The 20,410-nt window shown below is 46.0% G+C and carries 25 protein-coding genes; 21 read left to right on the forward strand and 4 right to left on the reverse strand.

Features of this window, described 5'->3' with window-relative positions; translation table 11 throughout:
• The first annotated feature begins 2 nt into the window (after window positions 1-2).
• Entirely contained in the window at window positions 3-2,480 is a 2,478-nt protein-coding gene (locus tag LRM42_RS00870; RefSeq protein ID WP_243816400.1) for a S1 family peptidase, read from the forward strand.
• 104 nt (window positions 2,481-2,584) lie between these two features.
• Entirely contained in the window at window positions 2,585-4,675 is a 2,091-nt protein-coding gene (gene fusA / locus LRM42_RS00875; RefSeq protein WP_243816401.1) for an elongation factor G, read from the forward strand.
• Window positions 4,676-4,744: 69 nt separating this feature from the next.
• On the opposite strand, the gene LRM42_RS00880 is transcribed toward fusA, so the two are convergent.
• The 3 genes from LRM42_RS00880 to LRM42_RS00890 all read right to left on the reverse strand — a co-directional run bounded on the left by LRM42_RS00880 (window position 4,745) and on the right by LRM42_RS00890 (window position 8,711).
• Entirely contained in the window at window positions 4,745-6,136 is a 1,392-nt protein-coding gene (locus LRM42_RS00880; protein ID WP_243816402.1) for a threonine/serine exporter family protein, read from the reverse strand.
• A gap of 100 nt (window positions 6,137-6,236) precedes the next feature.
• Window positions 6,237-6,632, reverse strand: coding sequence for a hypothetical protein (locus LRM42_RS00885; RefSeq protein ID WP_243812997.1), 396 nt, complete (start codon window positions 6,630-6,632; stop codon window positions 6,237-6,239).
• A 111-nt stretch (window positions 6,633-6,743) separates the two neighbouring features.
• Complete coding sequence (locus LRM42_RS00890; RefSeq protein WP_243816403.1) at window positions 6,744-8,711, reverse strand: alpha-amylase family glycosyl hydrolase; 1,968 nt, start codon at window positions 8,709-8,711, stop codon at window positions 6,744-6,746.
• Window positions 8,712-8,750: 39 nt separating this feature from the next.
• On the opposite strand from LRM42_RS00890, the gene tgt reads away from it, so the two are divergent.
• Together tgt and tuf are read left to right on the forward strand one after the other, a co-directional pair.
• Window positions 8,751-9,956: a tRNA guanosine(34) transglycosylase Tgt gene (gene tgt, locus LRM42_RS00895; protein ID WP_243816404.1), complete on the forward strand. Its 1,206-nt coding sequence runs from the start codon at window positions 8,751-8,753 to the stop codon at window positions 9,954-9,956.
• Window positions 9,957-10,070: 114 nt separating this feature from the next.
• Window positions 10,071-11,255 carry an elongation factor Tu gene (tuf, locus tag LRM42_RS00900; RefSeq protein ID WP_129630995.1) on the forward strand — a complete coding sequence of 395 codons (1,185 nt, stop codon included), beginning with the start codon at window positions 10,071-10,073 and terminating at the stop codon, window positions 11,253-11,255.
• 74 nt (window positions 11,256-11,329) lie between these two features.
• Here tuf and LRM42_RS00905 read toward each other — a convergent pair whose 3' ends face one another.
• Complete coding sequence (locus tag LRM42_RS00905) at window positions 11,330-12,097, reverse strand: hypothetical protein (RefSeq protein WP_146423612.1); 768 nt, start codon at window positions 12,095-12,097, stop codon at window positions 11,330-11,332.
• A gap of 145 nt (window positions 12,098-12,242) precedes the next feature.
• Here LRM42_RS00905 and LRM42_RS00910 point away from each other — a divergent pair, with 145 nt between their 5' ends.
• The 17 genes from LRM42_RS00910 to rpsN all read left to right on the forward strand — a co-directional run bounded on the left by LRM42_RS00910 (window position 12,243) and on the right by rpsN (window position 20,405).
• Entirely contained in the window at window positions 12,243-13,184 is a 942-nt protein-coding gene (locus LRM42_RS00910; RefSeq protein ID WP_243816405.1) for an L-lactate dehydrogenase, read from the forward strand.
• A gap of 94 nt (window positions 13,185-13,278) precedes the next feature.
• Window positions 13,279-13,596, forward strand: coding sequence for a 30S ribosomal protein S10 (rpsJ, locus tag LRM42_RS00915; protein ID WP_129630989.1), 318 nt, complete (start codon window positions 13,279-13,281; stop codon window positions 13,594-13,596).
• Between the two features lie 69 nt (window positions 13,597-13,665).
• Complete coding sequence (locus LRM42_RS00920) at window positions 13,666-13,998, forward strand: hypothetical protein (RefSeq protein ID WP_129630986.1); 333 nt, start codon at window positions 13,666-13,668, stop codon at window positions 13,996-13,998.
• A 190-nt stretch (window positions 13,999-14,188) separates the two neighbouring features.
• Window positions 14,189-14,803, forward strand: a complete 615-nt coding sequence (gene rplC, locus LRM42_RS00925) for a 50S ribosomal protein L3 (RefSeq protein WP_129630980.1) — start codon at window positions 14,189-14,191, stop codon at window positions 14,801-14,803.
• Window positions 14,803-15,402, forward strand: a complete 600-nt coding sequence (gene rplD, locus LRM42_RS00930; RefSeq protein ID WP_129744859.1) for a 50S ribosomal protein L4 — start codon at window positions 14,803-14,805, stop codon at window positions 15,400-15,402. The genes rplC and rplD overlap by 1 nt, the downstream gene beginning before the upstream one ends.
• Before the next feature lies 1 nt (window position 15,403).
• Window positions 15,404-15,724 carry a 50S ribosomal protein L23 gene (locus tag LRM42_RS00935; RefSeq protein WP_129630974.1) on the forward strand — a complete coding sequence of 107 codons (321 nt, stop codon included), beginning with the start codon at window positions 15,404-15,406 and terminating at the stop codon, window positions 15,722-15,724.
• A complete protein-coding gene (gene rplB, locus LRM42_RS00940; protein ID WP_129630971.1) occupies window positions 15,724-16,563 on the forward strand; it encodes a 50S ribosomal protein L2 in 840 nt (279 codons plus the stop codon). The genes LRM42_RS00935 and rplB overlap by 1 nt, the downstream gene beginning before the upstream one ends.
• 6 nt (window positions 16,564-16,569) lie before the next feature.
• Window positions 16,570-16,836 carry a 30S ribosomal protein S19 gene (gene rpsS / locus LRM42_RS00945; RefSeq protein WP_129630968.1) on the forward strand — a complete coding sequence of 89 codons (267 nt, stop codon included), beginning with the start codon at window positions 16,570-16,572 and terminating at the stop codon, window positions 16,834-16,836.
• A gap of 2 nt (window positions 16,837-16,838) precedes the next feature.
• On the forward strand, window positions 16,839-17,297 hold the full coding sequence (gene rplV / locus LRM42_RS00950; RefSeq protein WP_243816406.1) for a 50S ribosomal protein L22: 459 nt from the start codon (window positions 16,839-16,841) through the stop codon (window positions 17,295-17,297).
• The gene (rpsC, locus tag LRM42_RS00955; protein ID WP_243816407.1) at window positions 17,298-17,933 is read left to right on the forward strand and encodes a 30S ribosomal protein S3; all 636 of its coding nucleotides are present in this window, start codon (window positions 17,298-17,300) and stop codon (window positions 17,931-17,933) included.
• Window positions 17,934-18,347, forward strand: a complete 414-nt coding sequence (gene rplP / locus LRM42_RS00960; RefSeq protein WP_243816408.1) for a 50S ribosomal protein L16 — start codon at window positions 17,934-17,936, stop codon at window positions 18,345-18,347.
• Window positions 18,347-18,556, forward strand: coding sequence for a 50S ribosomal protein L29 (gene rpmC / locus LRM42_RS00965; protein ID WP_129635100.1), 210 nt, complete (start codon window positions 18,347-18,349; stop codon window positions 18,554-18,556). The genes rplP and rpmC overlap by 1 nt, the downstream gene beginning before the upstream one ends.
• On the forward strand, window positions 18,556-18,867 hold the full coding sequence (rpsQ, locus tag LRM42_RS00970) for a 30S ribosomal protein S17 (RefSeq protein ID WP_129630953.1): 312 nt from the start codon (window positions 18,556-18,558) through the stop codon (window positions 18,865-18,867). Before rpmC ends, rpsQ begins: the two co-directional genes overlap by 1 nt.
• Window positions 18,864-19,232 carry a 50S ribosomal protein L14 gene (gene rplN / locus LRM42_RS00975; protein WP_129630950.1) on the forward strand — a complete coding sequence of 123 codons (369 nt, stop codon included), beginning with the start codon at window positions 18,864-18,866 and terminating at the stop codon, window positions 19,230-19,232. Before rpsQ ends, rplN begins: the two co-directional genes overlap by 4 nt.
• Entirely contained in the window at window positions 19,232-19,552 is a 321-nt protein-coding gene (gene rplX / locus LRM42_RS00980) for a 50S ribosomal protein L24 (RefSeq protein ID WP_243812382.1), read from the forward strand. Before rplN ends, rplX begins: the two co-directional genes overlap by 1 nt.
• The gene (gene rplE / locus LRM42_RS00985) at window positions 19,552-20,136 is read left to right on the forward strand and encodes a 50S ribosomal protein L5 (protein WP_129743752.1); all 585 of its coding nucleotides are present in this window, start codon (window positions 19,552-19,554) and stop codon (window positions 20,134-20,136) included. The genes rplX and rplE overlap by 1 nt, the downstream gene beginning before the upstream one ends.
• Entirely contained in the window at window positions 20,136-20,405 is a 270-nt protein-coding gene (gene rpsN, locus LRM42_RS00990) for a 30S ribosomal protein S14 (RefSeq protein WP_129630942.1), read from the forward strand. The genes rplE and rpsN overlap by 1 nt, the downstream gene beginning before the upstream one ends.
• Window positions 20,406-20,410: the final 5 nt, after the last annotated feature.

Consider the following 20,410-nt stretch of genomic DNA (forward strand, 5'->3'; position numbering starts at 1 on the left):
GTATGAATCAGAAGTCAATGAAGAAATTAAAGATTGCAGCCATCGTTCTGGGTGTGGTTTTCTTGATCTCTGTTATAGTTGGGCTGATTGTCGTTAATAATAACCGCTCTTCCGGAGTTAGTAAAATCGCAAAAAAGAAGATCCAGAAGATTTTTGCCGAAGAAGATGCTAAGAGTTTGCAAAAAGTCGTTTCCAAATACGGCTATTCGATTCGGTATGACAAGAGCATTTTTACTGGCGAAGGTCACGTCTTAAATAAAGACTCTAATGAAAAGCAGTATAGCGCCACCACTTATGCCGATGATGAATTGAAAGAAAGCCGCGCTTATGCGATTTTGCGATTGCATTTCAGAAAAGGTTCAGAAAAGTCGAATGAGGAAGAAGAGAAGTTCTCGTTTAGGAAGATTATGCCAGACTTCTCAATCATAACTTCGCGCAAAAAGGCTTATTTTGATCGGTCAACAATGCCTGAAGAATATAAAGACACGAAGAAATATTCAGATTTGGATTTGATGCTTCAGGGCGATATCAACAAGCAGAAGAAGGATAATCCAAACTTAAAATATCACACCAGCGACGCGACGATTTCTGGGCGTAAGTTTAAGAAGATGGTCGTCGATTACGGAAGCACTATTGACGGCAAGTGGCAGAAAACTGGTGAAAAAATAACTTACTTGACAATTCAGAACGGCAGACCGTACTGGATGACGATTTTTGCGTTGAGCAAGAATTCGTACACGCAGCCGTACATTGATCAAATGGAGGCGCTGGTTGCTAAGGTTACTTTCCAGAATCCAGACAGTAGCTACTTGGTTAGGGCTGATGGTAATAGTGAGGCGCAAGTGGCTTCCGCTACGATAGCTAAGACCGAAACTAAGGCAGAAAATTTCTCAGAAGATAAAGACACTACGAATACTTTGGATGAACTGGACGAAGATTCCGTTATCAAAGTGGTGGCAAGGAATCAAATTGCTACGGTTCGCGTAGGAACATATCGTTGTGCTGATATGATTTATACGGCACAGAATGGTGCGAGTATGCAGCTGAATGGCTTATGCACGGGCGGAATTGGTAGTGGATCGATTGTTTCTGACGATGGCTACATTGCTACAAATGGGCATGTTACTGAAGTTTCTAATCAGAGTATGATCATGGGTCTCAACACGCAAGAGAACATGAATAAATATATAAAGTTTGTGATAGATGCGGGCTATGTGACTCGAGAGACGCTTCGGGATTTGGCAAATAAGGCTAATGGCGGCGATCAGAGTGCGCAAGCGGCAATTCTCGGTCTTATCAATCAGGTTCCTGCCGATAATATACGTTCGCAAAACGATCGATACGATTACGTTATCCAGACCTCAAGCGAACCTATTGCGCGCGAAGATGACGGTTCGGGCAATCTTAAGTGGAAAAAGACGAAGACTAATATTCCAGCCAAGAAAATTGACGCGGAAGTTGATTTGAAGGGTCGCGGGATGGATCTGAATAGCGACAAAAGTGATGTGGCGATTCTGAAGGTTGAAGGGCGATTTCCGGCGGTAGAATTGGGCGATAGCTCTAAGATTTCTAGAGGTGATCGAGTGACGGCGATTGGTTATCCAGCGATTGTCGACGATGGCGTAAATACGAAGAAGAGTAAGACCGTCCCAACTGTTACTCAAGGTGATGTTTCTGGTTCGGGCAGTGACGCGGGTGGTCATAAGCTGTTTTCAATGAGCGCGCAAATTGCAGCGGGCAATAGTGGTGGTCCAGCGTTCGATGAGGATGGCAAGCAGATTGGATTGAATACTTACGGCGGCTCATCCTGTGCGGATAGGGGCGAGCGCAACAATTCTTGCTTTGGAGAGGGAATATTCCGTGATATCGCAGATCTGAAAACTATGGCGAAGAAAAATAATGTTACGTTATCGGCGAACGGCGAATTGACTAAACTCTGGAAAGATGGCTTGGAGAGTTTTTCCCAAGGTAAATATTCTCAGGCAAAAGCTAAATTTGAACAATTGGATAAAAAATATCCCGACAATTATTTAGTGGCAAAGATGATCGAAGTTTCATCCAATACTCCAGATGATTCTACGGAAAGCGAGGCATCTAGCGTAGAAGCTGGAACGAGCGAATCAGAAAATAACACTACAGTTATAATCGTGGTTGTGGTGATTCTTTCAACGGGGACATTATTCTTAACAGTGTCAATTATCGCAATTGCTGTTTCTGTCAGTAATCGACGTAAGATGAATGCCTATCCATATCCTGTCGCTGGACAATTCCCGCAGCAGCCTCGGTATCCGCAGCAACCGTATCGGCAGCCAATTCCGCCGCAACAGCAATATCCGCAACAAAATTACTATCAGCAGCAACCTGGTCAATATCCGCCAACATACGCGCAGCCGCCTATGCAACAGCCTCCAGCTAACTATTCGCCTGCGGCGCCAGCTCAGAACGACAACGAGTCTAAAAATCCTCCGACTCAGAGCTAGTCAAAAACATAGATAACTGATATAATAAAACGCAAGAGTAGTTTTTTGGTGCCAAAAAATTGACCAAAAATCTCGGCAAATTAACGTAATATAAAGGAAAATTTATGGCAGAGACGCATGTTCCGCTAAAGAATTTTAGAAATATTGGTATTATTGCCCATATTGACGCCGGTAAAACGACGACAACTGAGGGTATTTTGTACCGCACTGGCTTGACGCATAAGATCGGTGTGGTTCGTGGTGAAGGTGACGGTGCTACTACCGACTGGATGGCACAGGAGAAAGAGCGTGGTATTACTATTACGTCAGCTGCTGTGACTTGTTTCTGGAAAGATCACAAGATCAATATTATCGACACCCCAGGGCACATCGACTTTACTGCTGAGGTTGAGCGTAGCTTGCGCGTGCTTGACGGTGCGGTTACGGTCTTTGACGGTAAGATGGGTGTTGAGGCTCAGTCTGAAACCGTTTGGCGCCAGGCCAATAAGTACGGCGTGCCTCGTATTTGTTTCGTTAACAAGATCAACCAGACTGGTGGCGACTTCTACAAATCTCTAGAGTCAATTCACAACCGCTTGAGCAAGCAGGCTTTCCCAGTTCACTTGCCAATTGGTTTTGAAAAGACTATCCACGGTGTTGTCGACTTGATTGACATGAAGGCTTACACCTACGACGACTACACAGACCACGAACTTAAGGTTAGTGAAATTCCAGCTGACATGCTTGAAAAAGCTAAGAACGCACGTTCTTTGTTGGTTGAAAACGCCGTTGAGGCTGACGACGAACTTACTATGAAATTTTTGGAGCAGGGCGAGGACGCTATTACCGTTGACGAGCTAAAAATGGCTCTACGCAAGCGCGTTTTGGCTGGTGACTTTTATCTAGTCACTGGTGGTGATGGTCGCGGCGTGATCGTTGAGAAGTTGCTTGACTTGATGGTTGACTTCTTGCCAAGCCCTCTAGATGTTGATGAAATTTGGGGTAAGAATCCAAAGACTGGCGACGAAGTCAGCCGCAAGCCATCAGATAAAGAGCCTTTGTCGGCTTTGGCGTTTAAGATTGCTGCCGACCCATTTGTTGGTAAATTGATCTTCGTTCGTGTCTATTCTGGTGTTTTGACCTCAGGAAGCTACGTTCTTAACACGACAACTGGTGAAAAAGAGCGAATTGGACGAATCGTTCGTATGTTTGCTGACAAGCGTGAAGAAATTAGTAAGGTTGAAGCCGGTGACATTGCCGCTGTGGTTGGTCTGAAATCTACCGCGACTGGTAACACCTTGTCTGATGTAGCGCATCCAATTGCTCTTGAGTCAATTGAATTCCCAGAGCCACCTGTGTCAATCGCGGTTGAGCCAAAGTCAAAGGCTGACCAAGAGAAGATGGCATTGGCGTTGCAGCGCTTGGCTGAAGAAGACCCAACCTTCCGAATCCACACCGACGAGGAAACAGGTCAGACAATTATGTCAGGAATGGGCGAATTGCACTTGGACATTCTTATCGACCGTATGAAGCGCGAATTTAAGGTTGAAGCCAACATTGGTGAACCTCAGGTTGCCTTCCGCGAAAGTATCAAGGGTCGTTCTGAAGTTCAAGGTAAGCACGCCAAGCAGTCTGGTGGTCGCGGTCAATATGGTGACGTTTGGGTTCGCTTTGAGCCAAATGAGACCGGTAAGGGCTTTGAATTCGTTGATGAAATTAAGGGTGGTGTGGTTCCTCAGGAATATCGCCCGGCCGTAATGAAGGGTATTCGCGAAACGTTGGAAGGCGGTGTTATTGCTGGCTATCCAGTTGTTGACGTTAAGGCTACACTTTACGATGGTTCATACCACGATGTCGACTCCTCAGAATTGGCGTTCTCATTGGCAGGCTCAATAGCTGCTCGTGAAGGTATTAAGCAGGCTAACCCAATCTTGCTCGAGCCAGTTATGAAGGTTGAAGTTACTACACCAGAAGACTTCATGGGTGACATCATCGGCGACCTTAACTCACGTCGCGGACGTATCGACGCTATGGAAGACTTGATGGGTGGCGCTAAGTTGATTAAGGCGTTTGTGCCATTAGCAAATATGTTCGGCTACACATCAGACATTCGCTCAATGTCTCAGGGTCGCGCCGCTTCAACGATGGAATTGGCTCAATACGAGGAAGTTCCACCAAACGTTGCGCAAGAGATTATCGAAAAGCGAAATAAATAATCTCTACCTCATAAAAAATCCTCGGAGCGAATCCGGGGATTTTTATTTGGTTAAATTTCTGGTTATTTTTCATGATATCTGCGTGTTGCGACGGAATAAATTGATGAATTGTCGGCGAATTGGGCGACCGACGATGTTGCCGAATGACGCACCAATCGCCACTGCTACGCCGATGAGAATTGCTCGCGCTAAGATAGCTAAGGCTGGTAGGAAGTTTGCGCTATTTGGCGGATATAGAACGACGCCCATTAATCCGTTGTAAAGCGACAATCCTGGGACTAGCGGTACGATTCCTGCCGCGATAATCGCCAAGGAAGGGAATTTCCACAATCTGGAAGTCAGGACTGCGACCAGCCCAATTACCGCCGCCGCGATGCCGCTCGCTGTTACGATATCAAAGCCAAAACTCATTGCTAATCTTGAAATCCACCAGCCGAAAATTGCGATTAATCCAGAGATAACCATTCCTAAAAATCGAGAATGATTTCTCAGAACGAACGCCGCCGCGATAATTCCAGCGCCCAAATATTGCGTGTGTCCGTCCGCCAATGTCAATCGATCTGGCGTTGCTGGGAAAGTAATGCCAAATTTTGTCGCAATGTATAATCCGACCATCACGCCAGCAATTACGCCGCCCGTCGCCATTACGACTTTTAATAACCTGGCGTTGGCAGTCATGTAATACTCGTCGATTGCGTCCTGGAATGCGCCGACAAACATTAATCCCGCGACTAACAGGACAATTCCGCTGATAACCAACAATGTTGCGTTGACGCTCAGTCCCAGATAATTGCTACACCAAGCCGCGCCCGCCGCCACCAATGTTACGAAAATCGCCACGAGGGCTTGCGAATAAAACAGCGGCGCGCCAATACGCCCCAGCCACCTCAGTAATCCAGTCGCTAGGAATCCGAGGAGAAACGCGATTGATGCCATGAGTAAACTGCCGCCGTACAGAATGACGGAACCCGCGCTCACCAATCCGCCCGCCGCGTAAACGACTAGCCGGGAATGTTCGGTGGGTTTTTTGAGTATTTGTTGCAATCGTTCCTCGGCTTCTTCCAGGGAAAGTTGCTTGCGACGAATGTCGAGGGCTAATAATTGCAATGCTTGAATTAATTGATAATTAGGGTCGTCAGGAACGATAACTCGCGCCATCGTCAAAGGCTCATGGCTAACTCCGCGGTCTTGAGAAATTGTCACCAAAGTGTAGCTCACGTCCACGTGAACGGGTCTGCGGCAATATGTCCGCGTAATTCCTTGCGCCATACGAACCACATCGCGCGCCACCACGCCCATGCTCAGGAGCTGCTCGGCAATCGTCATAGCCAGGCGCAAAGCTCGCATATTCGGCGTCAAACTTTCGTCAATTTTCTCCAGATGATGCTCCGGCTCAAAGCTGTAAAGGTTAGCGACTCGGGCTAATGATTGCTCAATGAATTTTGGTACTTTTTTCTTCACAATATCTAGTGTAACAAATTTTATGCCAATAGAAATAGCCCGCCAAGAGAGCTCAAGCCGAGGCCTAAGCCTCAGGCGAACTACTTCTATTGGCGGGCGGTTAGTCCTCGTTATCATCATCCCGCATGGGTGACTGCGGGATGATAACCGCTAGGAGGATAGCGATAGAACTCAGAGACGAGGTATAATACCCTACTGTCTCTATTTTCTGTACCGGGTCGATTACAGCACTAAGCACCGTATCGACAGCTCCGATGTCTTGGAGCACACTAATTGCCATCGATCCCGATATAATGTACGCTGCTACCAAGAAGAACCATAGTAGATAGTCGTGCTGTTCTCCTGTGAACCATCTAAATACTAGATGGAGTGACAGCGCCAGCGCTACTGCTGTACAGATGATGGCTAAAGACACAGTGAGGTATGTACTCCCCATAAGGAGTAGAACCAGACCAGTCAGGGCGACGAACGCGACAGCAAGTTTGAGTTTCAGCATGACTGACTCCTTTTCAAGATATGCAAGGACTACTTTCGTTGACGGGATTGTCAACGAAAGCTGTATTAATTTATGCCACACTTGCGTAAAAAAGTCAACATCAGGAGGAGGTTAATCAACTTTCTGTAAAATAATGCCCGTTCTGGCTGGCAAGTAAACTTTAAGGTTGTGATTATTGTGAGCTGGGGAAGTAAAAAATCGGGAATTATGGTCTATTCGCTCCTGCCCGCCGAAGTTCTTGTCGTCGCCACTTAACGCCAATTTATAAGAGCCGGCTTCTGCGGGTACTACGTAATCTGAGTGAGATTTGTCGGGTGAAAAATTGATAACAAATAAAAAGTCGCTATGCATAAAACTTGCCGTGTGATCGGATTGGCGAACCGTCAGGTGCTGAATGTTGGAATTGTCAATTTGTCGAATAATTTTCATTAGCGCCGCGTCAAAATCGCCCAACCATTGATATTTTAAGAAGCCATTGTCGCGCAAATTCCATTGCCGACGAGCGTGCTTAAATGACCAATTATTGCCTTCACGCGGAAAATCAATCCATTCCGGATGCCCGAATTCATTGCCCATAAAATTCAAATAACCGCCGCCATGCAGTCCAGCTGTCATCAAGCGAATCAGCTTATGCAGCGCCACGCCACGCTCAACTGTTAAATCTGGATCAATTTTATCCATGTGCCAATACATATTTTTATCAATCAATCGGAAAATCAGCGTTTTATCACCGACGAGCGCTTGGTCATGACTTTCGGCGTAATTGATGACTTTTTCTTCTGGGCGGTGCGAACTCAAAGTGTAAGCCAATTGCCCCAAATCCCAATCTTCATCATTTTTTTCTTTCAGGGTTTTTATCCATAAATCTGGCGCGCCCATTTGCAAGCGATAATCAAAGCCCAGCCCGCCGTCCTTTGTCGATGCACCAAGTCCAGGAAAACCACTCATTTCCTCTGCAATTGTCGTGGCGTCGGGGCGAACGGCGTGAATGGTTTCATTTGCCAGCCGTAAATAAGCGAGCGCGTCTTTGTCGACATTATCGTGGAAATAATCGTCATAACTAGTGAAACTTTTCCCGAGTCCGTGGTCGTGGTAAATCATACTAGTTACGCCATCAAACCTAAATCCGTCAACGTGATATTCGTCCAACCACCAACGGCAATTGCTTGCCAAAAAATGCAAAACTTCTGGCTTGCCGTAATCGAATAATCGCGAATCCCATTCTGGATGATTTGTTGGCTTGAAATATTGTGTCGGATCGCCAGCGAAATTGCTCAGACCTTCGACTTCGTTTTTGGCGGCGTGCGCGTGAACAAGGTCAATGATGACGCGCAGTCCCATTCCGTGCGCCGTGTCAACCAATTTCTTAAAATCGTCGGGCGTGCCAAATCTTGACGAAACCGCAAAAAAGTTGCTGACGTGATAACCGAAACTGCCGTAATATGGATGCTCGGCGATTGCCATAAGTTGAATGGTGTTGTAGCCAGATTCTTTAATTCGCGGCAAAACCTCCGTGGTAAATTCACTGAAACTGGCAACTTTTTCTTTCTGGCTACTCATACCAATATGCGCTTCGTAAATTAGGGGAACTTTTGGTTTGGGCGGAGTTTTATATTGCCAATCATAGGGAGTTTTTGGCGACCACACGACCGCGGAAAAATCGACAGAATTTTCGTCCTGAACGACGTAATTTGCGTATGAAGGCAGTCGCCAGCCATCGCCGCCAGGCCAATAGATACGCAATTTATATTTCTGTCCGTAGCGAAGTGAATCTTTAGGAAGATTTATGCTCCATTCGCCATTTTCACCGCGATTTAAGGCGAATTCCTTGCACTCTTTCCAATCTGAAAAATCGCCAATTAAGAATATTCGAGTGGCATTCGGCGCCCATTCTCTAAACGTCCACCCCACATCCGTTTTATGAAGTCCGAAATGTAAAAAACCCATCGCGAATTTGGCTGGCGTCTTGCCACTTAAAACCTTTTTCAGTTTCGAAGAAATATACTTCTCGCGCGCCTGAATTGTGGATTTGTGTGGGGCTAGCCACTGGTCCAAATCAACGAGGGTTTTATTGCTCATGTTTCTAGTGTAGCGAAAAAAACTGATATAATCTATCAAATGAGACCTTTTTCTTTTGAAATAACTTCACGATTTAACGATACGTTGGCGCGAACAGGAATTATTCACACGCCACACGGTGATATTAAAACGCCGGCGTTTATTGTGGTTGGAACTAAGGCTAATGTTAAGGCGATGATTCCGGAGATGGTGAAGGATGTTGGTGCACAGGCAGTGCTGGCGAACGCTTATCATTTGTATCTGCAGCCAGGACATGAGTTGATTGAAAAGGCAGGATATCTTGGCAAATTTATGCATTGGGATGGTCCGACTTTCACGGATAGCGGTGGGTTTCAGGTTCTGAGTTTGGGCTCTGGCTTTAAGAAAGTTTTGGCAATGAGCACTGATGTCGATGAGGAAATTGCGATTGCTAAAAAATCGTCGCGCCATGCTTGGGTGGACGAAAACGGCGTGATGTTCAAGTCGCATCTGGACGGCTCTTATCATAAATTTACGCCAGAATTGTCCATGCAAATTCAGGCTGGAATTGGCGCTGACATTACTTTTGCGTTTGACGAATTGACCTCTTTGATTGATCCGTATGAATATCAAGTTGAGGCGCTGGCCAGGACGCATGCTTGGGCAGAGCGAAGTTTGGAGGAAGTCAAGCGCTTAAGGGCGGCTCGTCCAGATAAGCCATATCAAGCTTTATTTGGCGTTTTGCAAGGCGCGAATTACGAGGATTTGCGAAAGCAAACTGCCGAGTTTTTGGGCGCGATGGATTTTGATGGCTATGGAATCGGTGGCGCGTTGGAAAAGGAAACTATGGCGCAAACGATTCAGTGGGTCAATCAAATTCTGCCTGAAAATAGACCGCGTCATTTACTGGGAATTTCCGAGCCTGACGATATTTTTGCGGCGATTGAGCAGGGAATTGACACCTTTGACTGTGTGAGTCCGACGCGAGTGGCTAGGAACGGCGCCGCGTATACGCCATTTGGTCGAGTCAATGTGCGCGGTCAAAAATACCGCGAGATGTTTGCGCCGATTATGGACGATTGCGATTGCTATACTTGCAAGAATTACACGGCGGCTTATCTCTGTCATCTTTTGCACGCCCGCGAGTCGTTGGCTGGGACGTTGTTGTCAATTCATAATGAGCGATTTATCGTTAAGTTGGTTGATGATATTCGAGCCAGCTTGGAGGATGGAACTTTTTACGAGTTTCGCGATTCGTTCTTGGCGAAGTATTATAGTAAGAAATAGGCTATTTACAACTGATTGGAAAATCGTTATAATTAAACTCATACGCCGTGAGGTCTTTTTTATGGACTGTACCCGCGTGAAAAATAATAATTAAATTAAGGAGAACTTCTACAAATGGCAGATGCATTTGACCGAAGCAAACCGCACGTTAACGTTGGTACAATGGGCCACGTTGACCACGGTAAGACTACGCTGACTGCTGCGATTACTGCAGTGTTGGCAAAGCGCCTACCAAGCGCAGTTAACAAACCTGTTGCGTACGACCAGATCGACAACGCACCAGAAGAGAAGCAACGTGGTATTACTATCGCGTCTTCACACCAAGAGTATGAATCAAAGAATCGTCACTATGCACACGTTGACATGCCAGGACACGCTGACTACGTCAAGAACATGATCACCGGTGCTGCTCAGGTTGACGGTGCGGTATTGGTTATCGCTGCAACTGACGGCCCAATGCCTCAGACTCGTGAGCACGTTTTGCTTGCAAAGCAGGTTGGTGTGCCAAAGATCGTTGTCTTCTTGAACAAGATGGACATGGCTGACGAAGAAATGGTTGAGCTGATCGAAGAAGAAGTTCGCGAACTTCTTGAAAAGAACGGCTTCGACAAAGACGCTCCAATCATCAAGGGTTCTGCTCTTAAGGCTCTTGAAGGTGACGAGAAATACGAAGACGCTATTATGGAATTGGTTGACGCAATGGACAGCTACATTCCAGAGCCAGCACGTGACATGGACAAACCATTCATTATGCCAATTGAGGACGTCTTCTCAATTAAGGGTCGTGGTACAGTAGCAACTGGTCGTATCGAGCAGGGTGTTGTTAAATTGAACGACGAAGTTGAAATCGTTGGTTTGAAGCCAACTCAGAAGTCAGTTGTAACTGGTATTGAGGCCTTCAAGAAATCTCTTGATCAAGGTCAAGCAGGTGACAACGCAGGTGTCTTGCTACGCGGTATTGAGCGCAGCGACATTGAGCGTGGTCAAGTTTTGGCAAAGCCAGGCACAATTACTCCACACACTGAGTTTGAAGCTGAAGTTTACATCTTGAAGAAGGAAGAAGGCGGTCGCCACACTCCATTCTCAAAGGGCTACAAGCCACAGTTCTACTTCCGCACAACTGACGTTACTGGTGAAGTTGAATTGCCAGCTGACAAAGAAATGGTTATGCCAGGCGACACTGTAACCTTCAAGGTTAAGTTGCTTGCACCAATCGCTATGGAGCAAGGTTTGAACTTTGCTATCCGCGAAGGTGGCCGTACAGTTGGTGCTGGTGTTGTTACAAAGATTAACAAATAATCTTGATAACACAAGCCTAATTAAATCCCCCGAACTTTCGGGGGATTTTTTGATGTCGCTGTGATAATGTATGTCTAATCAAGGAATCTTGTGTCAAAACATTGTTCAGAAGTACCAATCTTGTATAGAGGATAGTACGGTCCGTCATTCTCTTTCTCATCGACAGATGTAGTCTTTGTGATTTTCATGCCCACCTTTTTACCATCTATCGTGTCCATAAATTGAGGAAGGCAGAGGTGTTGCTCATTTTCGCTGCGTGAAGAAGATACAGGCTTAGTGAATTGTCCTACGCTGCTTTTCTTCTCTCGACATGCGTCTTCATTCTTTGTGATTTCGGTTGGAACATAATCCTCGTATTGTATTGCTAGTGTGTTTGTTTTTCTCATTAGATCCGAAGCTTCAGGTACTCTTTTTCTCTGAGTTTGTTCGGCGAGATCTAAAAAATCGAATTTAAGCCGAACCATATCATCCCCATCGCAAAAATATACCGAGCAGTCTACTATTTGAGGATCCTCGTAACCGTGTTCTACACAGTAAGCTGAAAAACCTTCGCGAACGTTGTATTTTGCGTAATACATTGAATTCTTTTCTATATCTATTTTTCCCGCAGAATCGTCTTTCTTATTTTGTGACGGATTCTCGGTATTGCTATTTTCTGGCTGAGATGTGGCAGTTTCAGAGCCGCCGTATGGGGCTGAACTTGAACTTCCAGCATCAACTCCTTTTTCGCCTGCGCATCCAGCCAATACACACGATGGTAATAAAGCTAGCATTGCAAGTGCTCGATATACTTTTGCAGTATCGACGCGTGGCGCTTTTTCTGCAAACATTCTTTTTTCCATATATCCTCCCGTTGATAATATGTAAAAGTTAATAGATTGCCGATATTATACATGTTTTTTGCTGTAAAGTAAAGTTAATTGACAAAGCGGTAATGTTTATGGCAGAATAAAGACATCTAATATAAAACAGAAAAAGGAGATTTTGGTGAATAGACAGAAATTGCTAATTGTTGGCGGCGGTGGAATGGTTGGTGCAACGGCGGCTTATGCGTGCGCATTACGTAGTGTCATCGAAGAGATTGTGTTGATTGACCGTAATGAGGATTTGGCTTGGGGTCAGGCGGCTGACATCAATGACGCGATGGGAATTGACAGAAATGTCGTGGTTCATACGGGAAATTATTCTGATATCAATGACGATGACATCGTTGTGATTACCGCGGGTGCGCCGCAACTTCCTGGTCAAACTCGGTTGGAATTGATTGACGTTAACGCAAAAATTATGCGTGATATTGTGAAAAATATTATGGCGAATGGCGCGAAGCCGTATTTGGTGATTGTCAGTAATCCGGTTGATGTTCTGACTTACGTGGCGCTTAAGGAATCTGGTTTGCCGAAAAATCGCGTATTCGGGACGGGCACGACGCTTGATACTTCACGAATGAAGTCGTATTTGGCAGATGCGTTCAATGTCGATAGTAAAGCGGTTGACGCTTATATTTTGGGCGAGCATGGTGATTCATCATTTTCGACAATTGAAACGGCGCAAATTGGTGAAGTGCCGATTAGGGAATATCCTGGATTTACAGAGGAAATGATTGATGGAATTGAGCAGAAGGTTCGCGACCGAGCATATCGGGTGATTGAAACAAAGAAATCGACATATTTTGCGATTGGGTTTGTCGTGTCTAAGATTGTTTCGGCGCTCCGAAAATCGACGCACACTGTTTATCCTGTTTGCTCTTTGGCTGAAGGTGAATATGGACTGAATAACGTTGTGCTTGGATTGCCATCAACAATCAGCAGCGACGGCGTGAAGATTTTGGCGGGCTATCCGCTTACCGAGCGAGAAAAAGAATCGCTGGATAAATCCGCTGGAATTATTGCGGAAATGATTTCTCATCTTGATAAAGCGGAAAATTGCTGATATAATCGCATAGTTAATAATAATTTATCTCGAGAACTCGATTGGCTATAAATAGGACAATTAGAGGTTACGAGATCGCACATAAGGAGGAGCTATGGCTCAAGATACAGGAATCAAAATCCGTATTCGTCTGAAGGCTTATGACCACAAAGTCATCGACCAATCAGCAAAACAAATTATCGACACCGCAATTCGCACAGGTGCTAACGTGGCTGGTCCAGTGCCTTTGCCAACTCGACGCAGCACTTACACCGTCGTAAAGAGTCCGCACGTTTACAAAACTGGCGGTGAATCTTACGAGCGCCGCGTTCATAAGCGTCTGATTGACATTACGAACGCTACACCAAAGACGATTGACAGCTTGCAGAACTTGAATTTGCCAGCTGGCGTTGACGCTGAAATTCGTATGTAATTTAACGATATATAAAATTTCCGCTTCTTGAATGGGGCGGATTTTTTATGCTATAATTCCATTTAGCTTATGACAAAACAAAAAACTCGTACTTATGCTCGCAATCGCTCGAAGTCTAGCGAGCTGTTTAGTCGCAAGGGGCGCGAACGTATTTATGATAACGACGGCTCATTTTTCTTGAAATTGGTGGTTTTTGTGATATTAAGTGCGCTGTGGCTTCGTCTAAAAAATCCAGTTGAAGTTGGCGGTTTGGTTGTCCAAGCCATTCCTGTCGGGCTATTCATTGCGCTGCTGCTGGTATTAAAGATTGAGAAATATCAATTCAACCGGAAAATTTGGTACGTCACGATAATTTTCATGGCAATTCTGACTTCGTTTACGCCAGTTGGCGTGATGATTTAGAGCCTGTCTTTTATTGACAATAATATACATAACGTGCTATAGTGAGGAAGTAATTTCTATTACGCGTAATATCAACTGTTCTCCTTGATGAATGAGCAGGTCTGGCTATGAGCGGATGTTTACATTTAACGTTCTCCCAGAATCCAGAAACCGCACGTCATCAGGAGTATTTAAGTGGGAGTGAGGAAAAGTGAAAACACTTCTCGGTACCAAACTTGGTATGACCCAGCTCTTGGCTGAAGACGGCAAAGCCATTCCGGTAACGCTGATCCAAGCCGGCCCTGTCACCGTGACTCAGGTGAAGACTGTCGAAACCGACGGTTACAATGCGGTACAGGTAGCTTTTGGAGAGGGTAAGAACCTGAGCAAGGCCGTGGCTGGACACGTTAAGCCAGCCCAAGTGACCCCGAAACATATTCGGGAATTCCGTGTCGACCAGATTCCAGAGGATCTGAAAGTTGGCAGTGAAATTAATGTTTCCGCGTTTGAAGTCGGCGATTTTGTCGATGCGACCGGAACCAGCAAAGGTAAAGGTTTCGCTGGAACCATTAAACGCCACAACTTTAAGCGTCATCGTAAGACGCACGGTGGTAAAGGTAATACTCGTAAGCCAGGTTCAATTGGCTCGATGTATCCACAAAAAGTTTTCAAGGGTAAGACGATGGCTGGCCACATGGGTCACGAACGTGTTACTGTCAAGAACTTGGAAGTGGCATATGTTGATCCAGAGACCAATCTAATCGGGGTTAAGGGCGCTGTTCCTGGACCACGAAAGGGGCTGATTATTTTAGGAGGTAACAAGTAATGGCAGATTCAACCAAACTTCCTAAAGACATTTTTGCTGTGGAAGTGCCAAATCACGAATTGTTGAAATTGGCATACGACAGCTACTTGGCAAACGCACGCCTAGCTAGCGCTACAACCAAGCAGCGCGGTGAAGTTTCTGGTGGTGGTAAAAAACCATGGAAGCAAAAGGGAACTGGTCGAGCACGTTTCGGTTCAACTCGTAACCCGATCTGGCGCGGCGGTGGTGTAGTATTTGGCCCACGCGGCAATGAAAACTACACTAAAAAATTGTCGAAGACTGCTAAGAAAGTGGCAGTTCGCCAAGCTTTGACCGTAGCTAACGAAGCTAAGAAAATTGTCGTTAAAGACGTTAAGACTACTGGCAAGACCAAGGAAGTCGCAACATTCTTAGCTGACAACAAGTTCGAGCGCCGCGTTCTGATCGTTGTAGATGAGAAGACGCCAGAACTTATGCGTGCTACAAACAATATTCAGAACGTTTTGGTGGTTCGCGCTAATTATCTAAGCGTTTATCACATTCTGAATGCGGATACAATCGTTATAACACCGAAAGCTCTACCTGTAATTACTGCATGGTTGGGCAAGGAGGAAGCGTAATATGAAACAGACGATTATTATCCCACGCGTTAGTGAAAAGGCTTACGCACAGAGCGCCAATGGTGTATATGTGCTACGCGTTCCACTTAACTTGAATAAGAACGAAATCAAATCAGCTGTAGAAGCACAATTTGGCGTTACTGTAGTTAAGGTTAAAACCTTAGTACAAGACGGCAAGGCTGTACGCTTCTCGCGAGGCAAGAATCGTTATCCTGGCACAACAACGCGCAAGGATTGGAAGAAGGCTTACGTGACGCTGAAAGAAGGCGATAAGCTCGATGTGTTTGACGCAGTAGAGCAGCAGATGGAGGAGACCAAGTAATGCCAGTGAAAGCTTACAATCCAACCACTCCTGCTCGTCGCGGCATGACGAGTCAGGATTTGTCAGACATTACAACAAGAAAACCTCTTAAAAGTCTGATTAAAGCTAAAAAGCAAAATGCCGGTCGCAACAACCAAGGTCGAATTACTGTTCGTCATCGCGGAGGCGGCGTTCGTCGTCACTACCGCTTGGTGAACCACAATTTGCCAGCAGGCTTGACCTTGACGATTGAAGAAATCGAATACGATCCAAACCGCTCAGCTCGTATTGCTCGAGTTAAGGATCAGTACAATTTGTACCACTACATCTTGGCTGACACCTCAATGGTTAAGGGTAAAACTATCCGAACTGGCGAAGAAGCTCCAATTGAGGCTTCGAACCGCTTGCCATTGTCAGTTATTCCTGTTGGTACGATGATTTACGCTATTGAGTTGACCGCTGGAAAGGGCGCACAAATGGTACGCGCTGCTGGTGCTAAAGCTCAGTTGATGGCGAAAGAAGGCAACTACGCAACTATCAAATTGCCATCTGGCGAAGTTCGCAAAGTTCGCTTGGAAGCTACCGCTGCTATCGGTGTAGTCGGTAACGTCCAGCACCAAAATGTTAAGATCGGTTCAGCTGGTCGCAAGCGTCGCAAGGGTATTCGCCCAACCGTTCGTGGTGTCGTTATGAACGCCGCAGACCACCCACATGGTGGTGGTGACGGTGGTCGCCACGGTACTGGTAAAGCACCACGTACTCCTTGGGGTCAATTGACATTAGGTTATCGAACTCGTCGCCGTAAAGGCTCAAATAAATTAATCGTACGCACGCGTCACGACGCGAAGAGGAAGAGGTAAATCACGATGAGTCGTTCATTAAAGAAAGGTCCATTCGTCGATGTAAAGCTAGCAAAGAAAATTGCTGCTCTTAGCCTTGACGATCGAACTGTTATCAAAACGTGGGCGCGCGCTTCGACTATCACCCCAGAGATGGTTGGTCGAACGATTGCTGTCCACAACGGTAGAGTACACGTCCCTGTGCTGATTACCGAAAACATGGTTGGTCACAAACTCGGTGAGTTTAGTCCAACTCGTAAGTTCCGTAAGCACGGCGGAAAGGATAAGAAGTAATCATGGCTGATACAACTTATACTGTTCGCGCTTACGCAAAAGGTGTCGACCAGGCGCCACGCAAGGTTAGCTTGGTTGCCGCATTGGTACGAGGCCGTACTATAGCTGATGCACTAGTTATCTTAGAGCACGTTCCAAAGCGCGCTGCTAGCCCAGTTAAGAAGGCTATCGAAAGCGCTAAGGCAAACGCCATCAACAACCACGGCTTGGATGCGAAAAGCTTAGTAATTACTACTTTGAGTGTTACTACTGGTACACGTTTGCGCCGCTTTAAGCCTGCATCACGTGGCCGCGCTTTGCCATTCCAGAAAAAGACTTCAAATATTTTGGTTGAAGTAACTGGTACGGAAAAGCCAAAGAAAGCGCCTGCAAAAAAGGCCGAAGCTAAGGCAGAAGCAAAAACTGCTAAGCCTGCAGCTAAAAAAGCCGCTAAACCGGCAGCAAAAAAGGAGGAGAAGTAAATGGGTCAAAAAGTGAATCCAATCAACTTCCGCCTACAGGTCAATAAGAACTGGAGCTCTCGTTGGTTTACGGCCAATAAAAAAGAGTTTGCAGAGGCGATTCGTCAGGATCACGAAATCCGCGAGTTGATTGAAAAGAAATTTGCCTCACGCCCAACTATCAATCGCATTGAGATTGAGCGTAGCGCTAACTTGATCACGATTACAATTCACACGGCAAAAGCTGGTGTTGTTATCGGTCGCGGTGGTGCTGGCGTGAACGAATTGAAGAAGCAAGTTGAGAAGATTGCTGGTCAGTCAGTTCGTATCAACATTGAAGAAGTTCGCCGTCCAGAATTGGCAGCCAAATTGGTAGCTGAGAACATCGCTCGCCAATTGGAGCGCCGAATCAACTTCCGCCGTGCAACTAAAATGACCGCACAAAACACCATGAATGCTGGTGCTAAAGGTATTCGTATTGAGGTGGCTGGTCGTTTGAACGGCGCTGAAATGGCACGTCGCGAAAAGGTAATTGAAGGCTCAGTGCCTCTACATACCTTGCGCGCTGATATTGACTTCCACTGTGCTCGCGCTCAGACACCAGCTGGTATCATTGGCGTGAAAGTGTGGATTTATAAGGGAGAAAGGAGTCGCTAAATGCTGTTACCAAAGAAAACTAAGCACCGCAAAGTGCGTATTGGAAAAAACCGCGGTAATGCAACCCGTGGTAATTACATCGCGTTCGGCGACTTTGCATTGCAATCACAATCAAATGAGCGCATCAACTCCCGCCAAATCGAGTCTGCTCGTCAGGCGATGACTCGTTACATCAAGCGTGGCGGTAAGATTTGGATTCGAATCTTCCCTCACACTCCAGTTACCCGAAAGCCACTTGGCTTGAAGATGGGTGGCGGTAAAGGTAATCCAGAGTTCTTCGTTGCTAAGGTAAAGGCTGGCACTGTTCTATTTGAGATGCAGGGTGTTTCAGAGGAAGTTGCTCGCGAAGCAATGCGTCTGGCTAGCCACAAATTGCCAGTCAAATGTAAGTTCATCAAGCGGGAGGACGCATAATGGCTGAAACGAAGAAATCTGTTAAAGCAGCAGTTGTTAAGACGATTGACGATTTGAAGAAGGAGTTGGCTGAAAAGCGAAACGACTTACTTCAAGCAAAACGTTCTCACGCTGCTGGCGAATTAGTTAATCCAAAAGCGTTGCGTTCACTCCGAAAGGAAATTGCACGCCTGCTGACACAAATTAATAATACAAAGGAGAGCAAGTAATGGCCCGACGAACATTGATTGGCGTCGTAACGAGTGCCAAGCGCGACAAGACCATCACTGTGACGGTCACTAGCCGCGAAACGCATCCGCTATACGGCAAGCAGTACACCGTGACTCGCAAATACACTGCTCACGATGAAACCAACGAAGCAGGTGAAGGCGACAAGGTGCAGATCGAAGAGACTCGCCCAATTTCCAAGACTAAGAGTTTCACTCTAGTTAAGGTGATTGAAAAGTCTCGCGGTTCTATCAAACTAAAGGACGAAGTTTCTGGCGAAACTAAGGAAGAGGCTAAGGAGGACGACAAATGATCCAACAAGAATCTCGCCTTAAGGTAGCCGACAACTCAGGTGCTAGGGAAGTTCTGTGTATCCGCGTTCTTGGCGGTACACGACGCCGTTACGCTCGCGTTGGCGACGTAATCGTCTGCTCGGTAAAAGACGCTAGCCCAACCGGTAACGTTAAGAAAAAATCTGTTGTTAAAGCTGTAGTTGTTCGTACTCGCGATCAAATTCATCGCAAAGACGGCTCAACAATCTGTTTTGACGACAACGCCGTAGTGATTATCAACGATGACAAGCAACCAAAAGCTACTCGTGTCTTCGGTCCAGTTCCACGCGAACTTCGCGATATGGGCTACATGAAGATCGTTAGCTTAGCTCCGGAGGTACTCTAATGGCTCGAATTCATAAAGACGATACCGTAAAAATTATTGCTGGTAAAAATAAAGGCACAACTGGTAAAGTTCTAAAAGTTAACACAAAAGACCAAACTGTTTTGGTTGAAGGTGTTGGTGCTGGACATCGCCACGTTAAGCCAAGCCAGTACAATCCAAAAGGCGGTAAAAAAGATATTCACGTACCAATGGATATCAGCAAAGTCGCTTTGGTTGTTGATGAGAAATCAGGCAAAACCAGTCGGGTTGGTTTAGTAAAGAATGCTGACGGCGGCAAAACTCGTGTTGCTCGTCAAGCAAAAAATAAGGAGATTAAATAATGGCAGAAAAGAAAACTGTCGTGCCAGCTCCTCGCTTGAAAGCCTTGTATCAAGGAACTTACCTTAAGGAACTACAAGCCGAATTGAATCTAAAGAACGTGCATGAAGTGCCAGCTTTGGAAAAGATCGTCGTGAGCGTTGGTACCGGCAAAAAGAAAGATGACAAGCGTCATTTCGAAATTGTCAAAAACACCGTCGAGAAAATTACCGGTCAAGCACCAGTGGCTCGACGAGCCAAAAAATCAATCGCGACATTTAGCATTCGTAAAGGTATGGGCGCGCCAATTGGTGTTAGCGTAACTTTGCGCGGAGCTCGTATGTACGAGTTTATGGATCGTTTGATTAACGTTGCTTTGCCTCGCGTTCGTGACTTCCACGGCGTTGGCTTGAAGTTTGATAAAGGTGGCAATTACAATCTAGGCATTACCGAGCAATCGATTTTCCCAGAATTGACATTTGAGGAAACTCAAGTTTTGCACGGTTTGCAGGTTACATTTGTTATCAAGAACGGCAACAAGGAAGCTTCTAAGGCGTTGCTAGAAAAATTCGGCATGCCGTTTGAGAAGAAAGGAGGCGTCAAGTAATGGCTAAGAAATCAATGGTCGCTCGTGATAAGAAGCGTATGAAGATGATTGCCAAGTTTGCAGCCAAGCGTGCTGAGTTGAAAGAACTTGGCGACCTCGATGGCTTGCAGAAGTTGCCTCGCAATTCTAGTCCAACCAGGCACAAGAACCGTGATAGCATCTCTGGTCGCCCACGCGGCTACATGCGTCAATTCGGCTTGAGCCGTATCAATTTCCGCGAAAAAGCAGCCAAGGGTGAAATCCCAGGCATAACAAAGAGTAGTTGGTAAGAAGG

Origin of the sequence: Candidatus Nanosynbacter sp. TM7-075 (assembly GCF_022828255.1) — a bacterium.
In the GTDB taxonomy this organism is placed as follows: domain Bacteria; phylum Patescibacteriota; class Saccharimonadia; order Saccharimonadales; family Saccharimonadaceae; genus Nanosynbacter.

Coding starts and splice junctions, on each gene's coding strand:
- LRM42_RS00870 (WP_243816400.1), top strand. CDS start 3: ATGAATCAGAAGTCAATGAAGAAATTAAAGATTGCAGCCATCGTTCTG.
- fusA (WP_243816401.1), top strand. CDS start 2,585: ATGGCAGAGACGCATGTTCCGCTAAAGAATTTTAGAAATATTGGTATT.
- LRM42_RS00885 (WP_243812997.1), bottom strand. CDS start 6,632: ATGCTGAAACTCAAACTTGCTGTCGCGTTCGTCGCCCTGACTGGTCTG.
- LRM42_RS00890 (WP_243816403.1), bottom strand. CDS start 8,711: ATGAGCAATAAAACCCTCGTTGATTTGGACCAGTGGCTAGCCCCACAC.
- tgt (WP_243816404.1), top strand. CDS start 8,751: ATGAGACCTTTTTCTTTTGAAATAACTTCACGATTTAACGATACGTTG.
- tuf (WP_129630995.1), top strand. CDS start 10,071: ATGGCAGATGCATTTGACCGAAGCAAACCGCACGTTAACGTTGGTACA.
- LRM42_RS00905 (WP_146423612.1), bottom strand. CDS start 12,097: ATGGAAAAAAGAATGTTTGCAGAAAAAGCGCCACGCGTCGATACTGCA.
- rpsJ (WP_129630989.1), top strand. CDS start 13,279: ATGGCTCAAGATACAGGAATCAAAATCCGTATTCGTCTGAAGGCTTAT.
- LRM42_RS00920 (WP_129630986.1), top strand. CDS start 13,666: ATGACAAAACAAAAAACTCGTACTTATGCTCGCAATCGCTCGAAGTCT.
- rplD (WP_129744859.1), top strand. CDS start 14,803: ATGGCAGATTCAACCAAACTTCCTAAAGACATTTTTGCTGTGGAAGTG.
- LRM42_RS00935 (WP_129630974.1), top strand. CDS start 15,404: ATGAAACAGACGATTATTATCCCACGCGTTAGTGAAAAGGCTTACGCA.
- rplB (WP_129630971.1), top strand. CDS start 15,724: ATGCCAGTGAAAGCTTACAATCCAACCACTCCTGCTCGTCGCGGCATG.
- rpsS (WP_129630968.1), top strand. CDS start 16,570: ATGAGTCGTTCATTAAAGAAAGGTCCATTCGTCGATGTAAAGCTAGCA.
- rplV (WP_243816406.1), top strand. CDS start 16,839: ATGGCTGATACAACTTATACTGTTCGCGCTTACGCAAAAGGTGTCGAC.
- rpsC (WP_243816407.1), top strand. CDS start 17,298: ATGGGTCAAAAAGTGAATCCAATCAACTTCCGCCTACAGGTCAATAAG.
- rplP (WP_243816408.1), top strand. CDS start 17,934: ATGCTGTTACCAAAGAAAACTAAGCACCGCAAAGTGCGTATTGGAAAA.
- rpmC (WP_129635100.1), top strand. CDS start 18,347: ATGGCTGAAACGAAGAAATCTGTTAAAGCAGCAGTTGTTAAGACGATT.
- rpsQ (WP_129630953.1), top strand. CDS start 18,556: ATGGCCCGACGAACATTGATTGGCGTCGTAACGAGTGCCAAGCGCGAC.
- rplN (WP_129630950.1), top strand. CDS start 18,864: ATGATCCAACAAGAATCTCGCCTTAAGGTAGCCGACAACTCAGGTGCT.
- rplX (WP_243812382.1), top strand. CDS start 19,232: ATGGCTCGAATTCATAAAGACGATACCGTAAAAATTATTGCTGGTAAA.
- rplE (WP_129743752.1), top strand. CDS start 19,552: ATGGCAGAAAAGAAAACTGTCGTGCCAGCTCCTCGCTTGAAAGCCTTG.
- rpsN (WP_129630942.1), top strand. CDS start 20,136: ATGGCTAAGAAATCAATGGTCGCTCGTGATAAGAAGCGTATGAAGATG.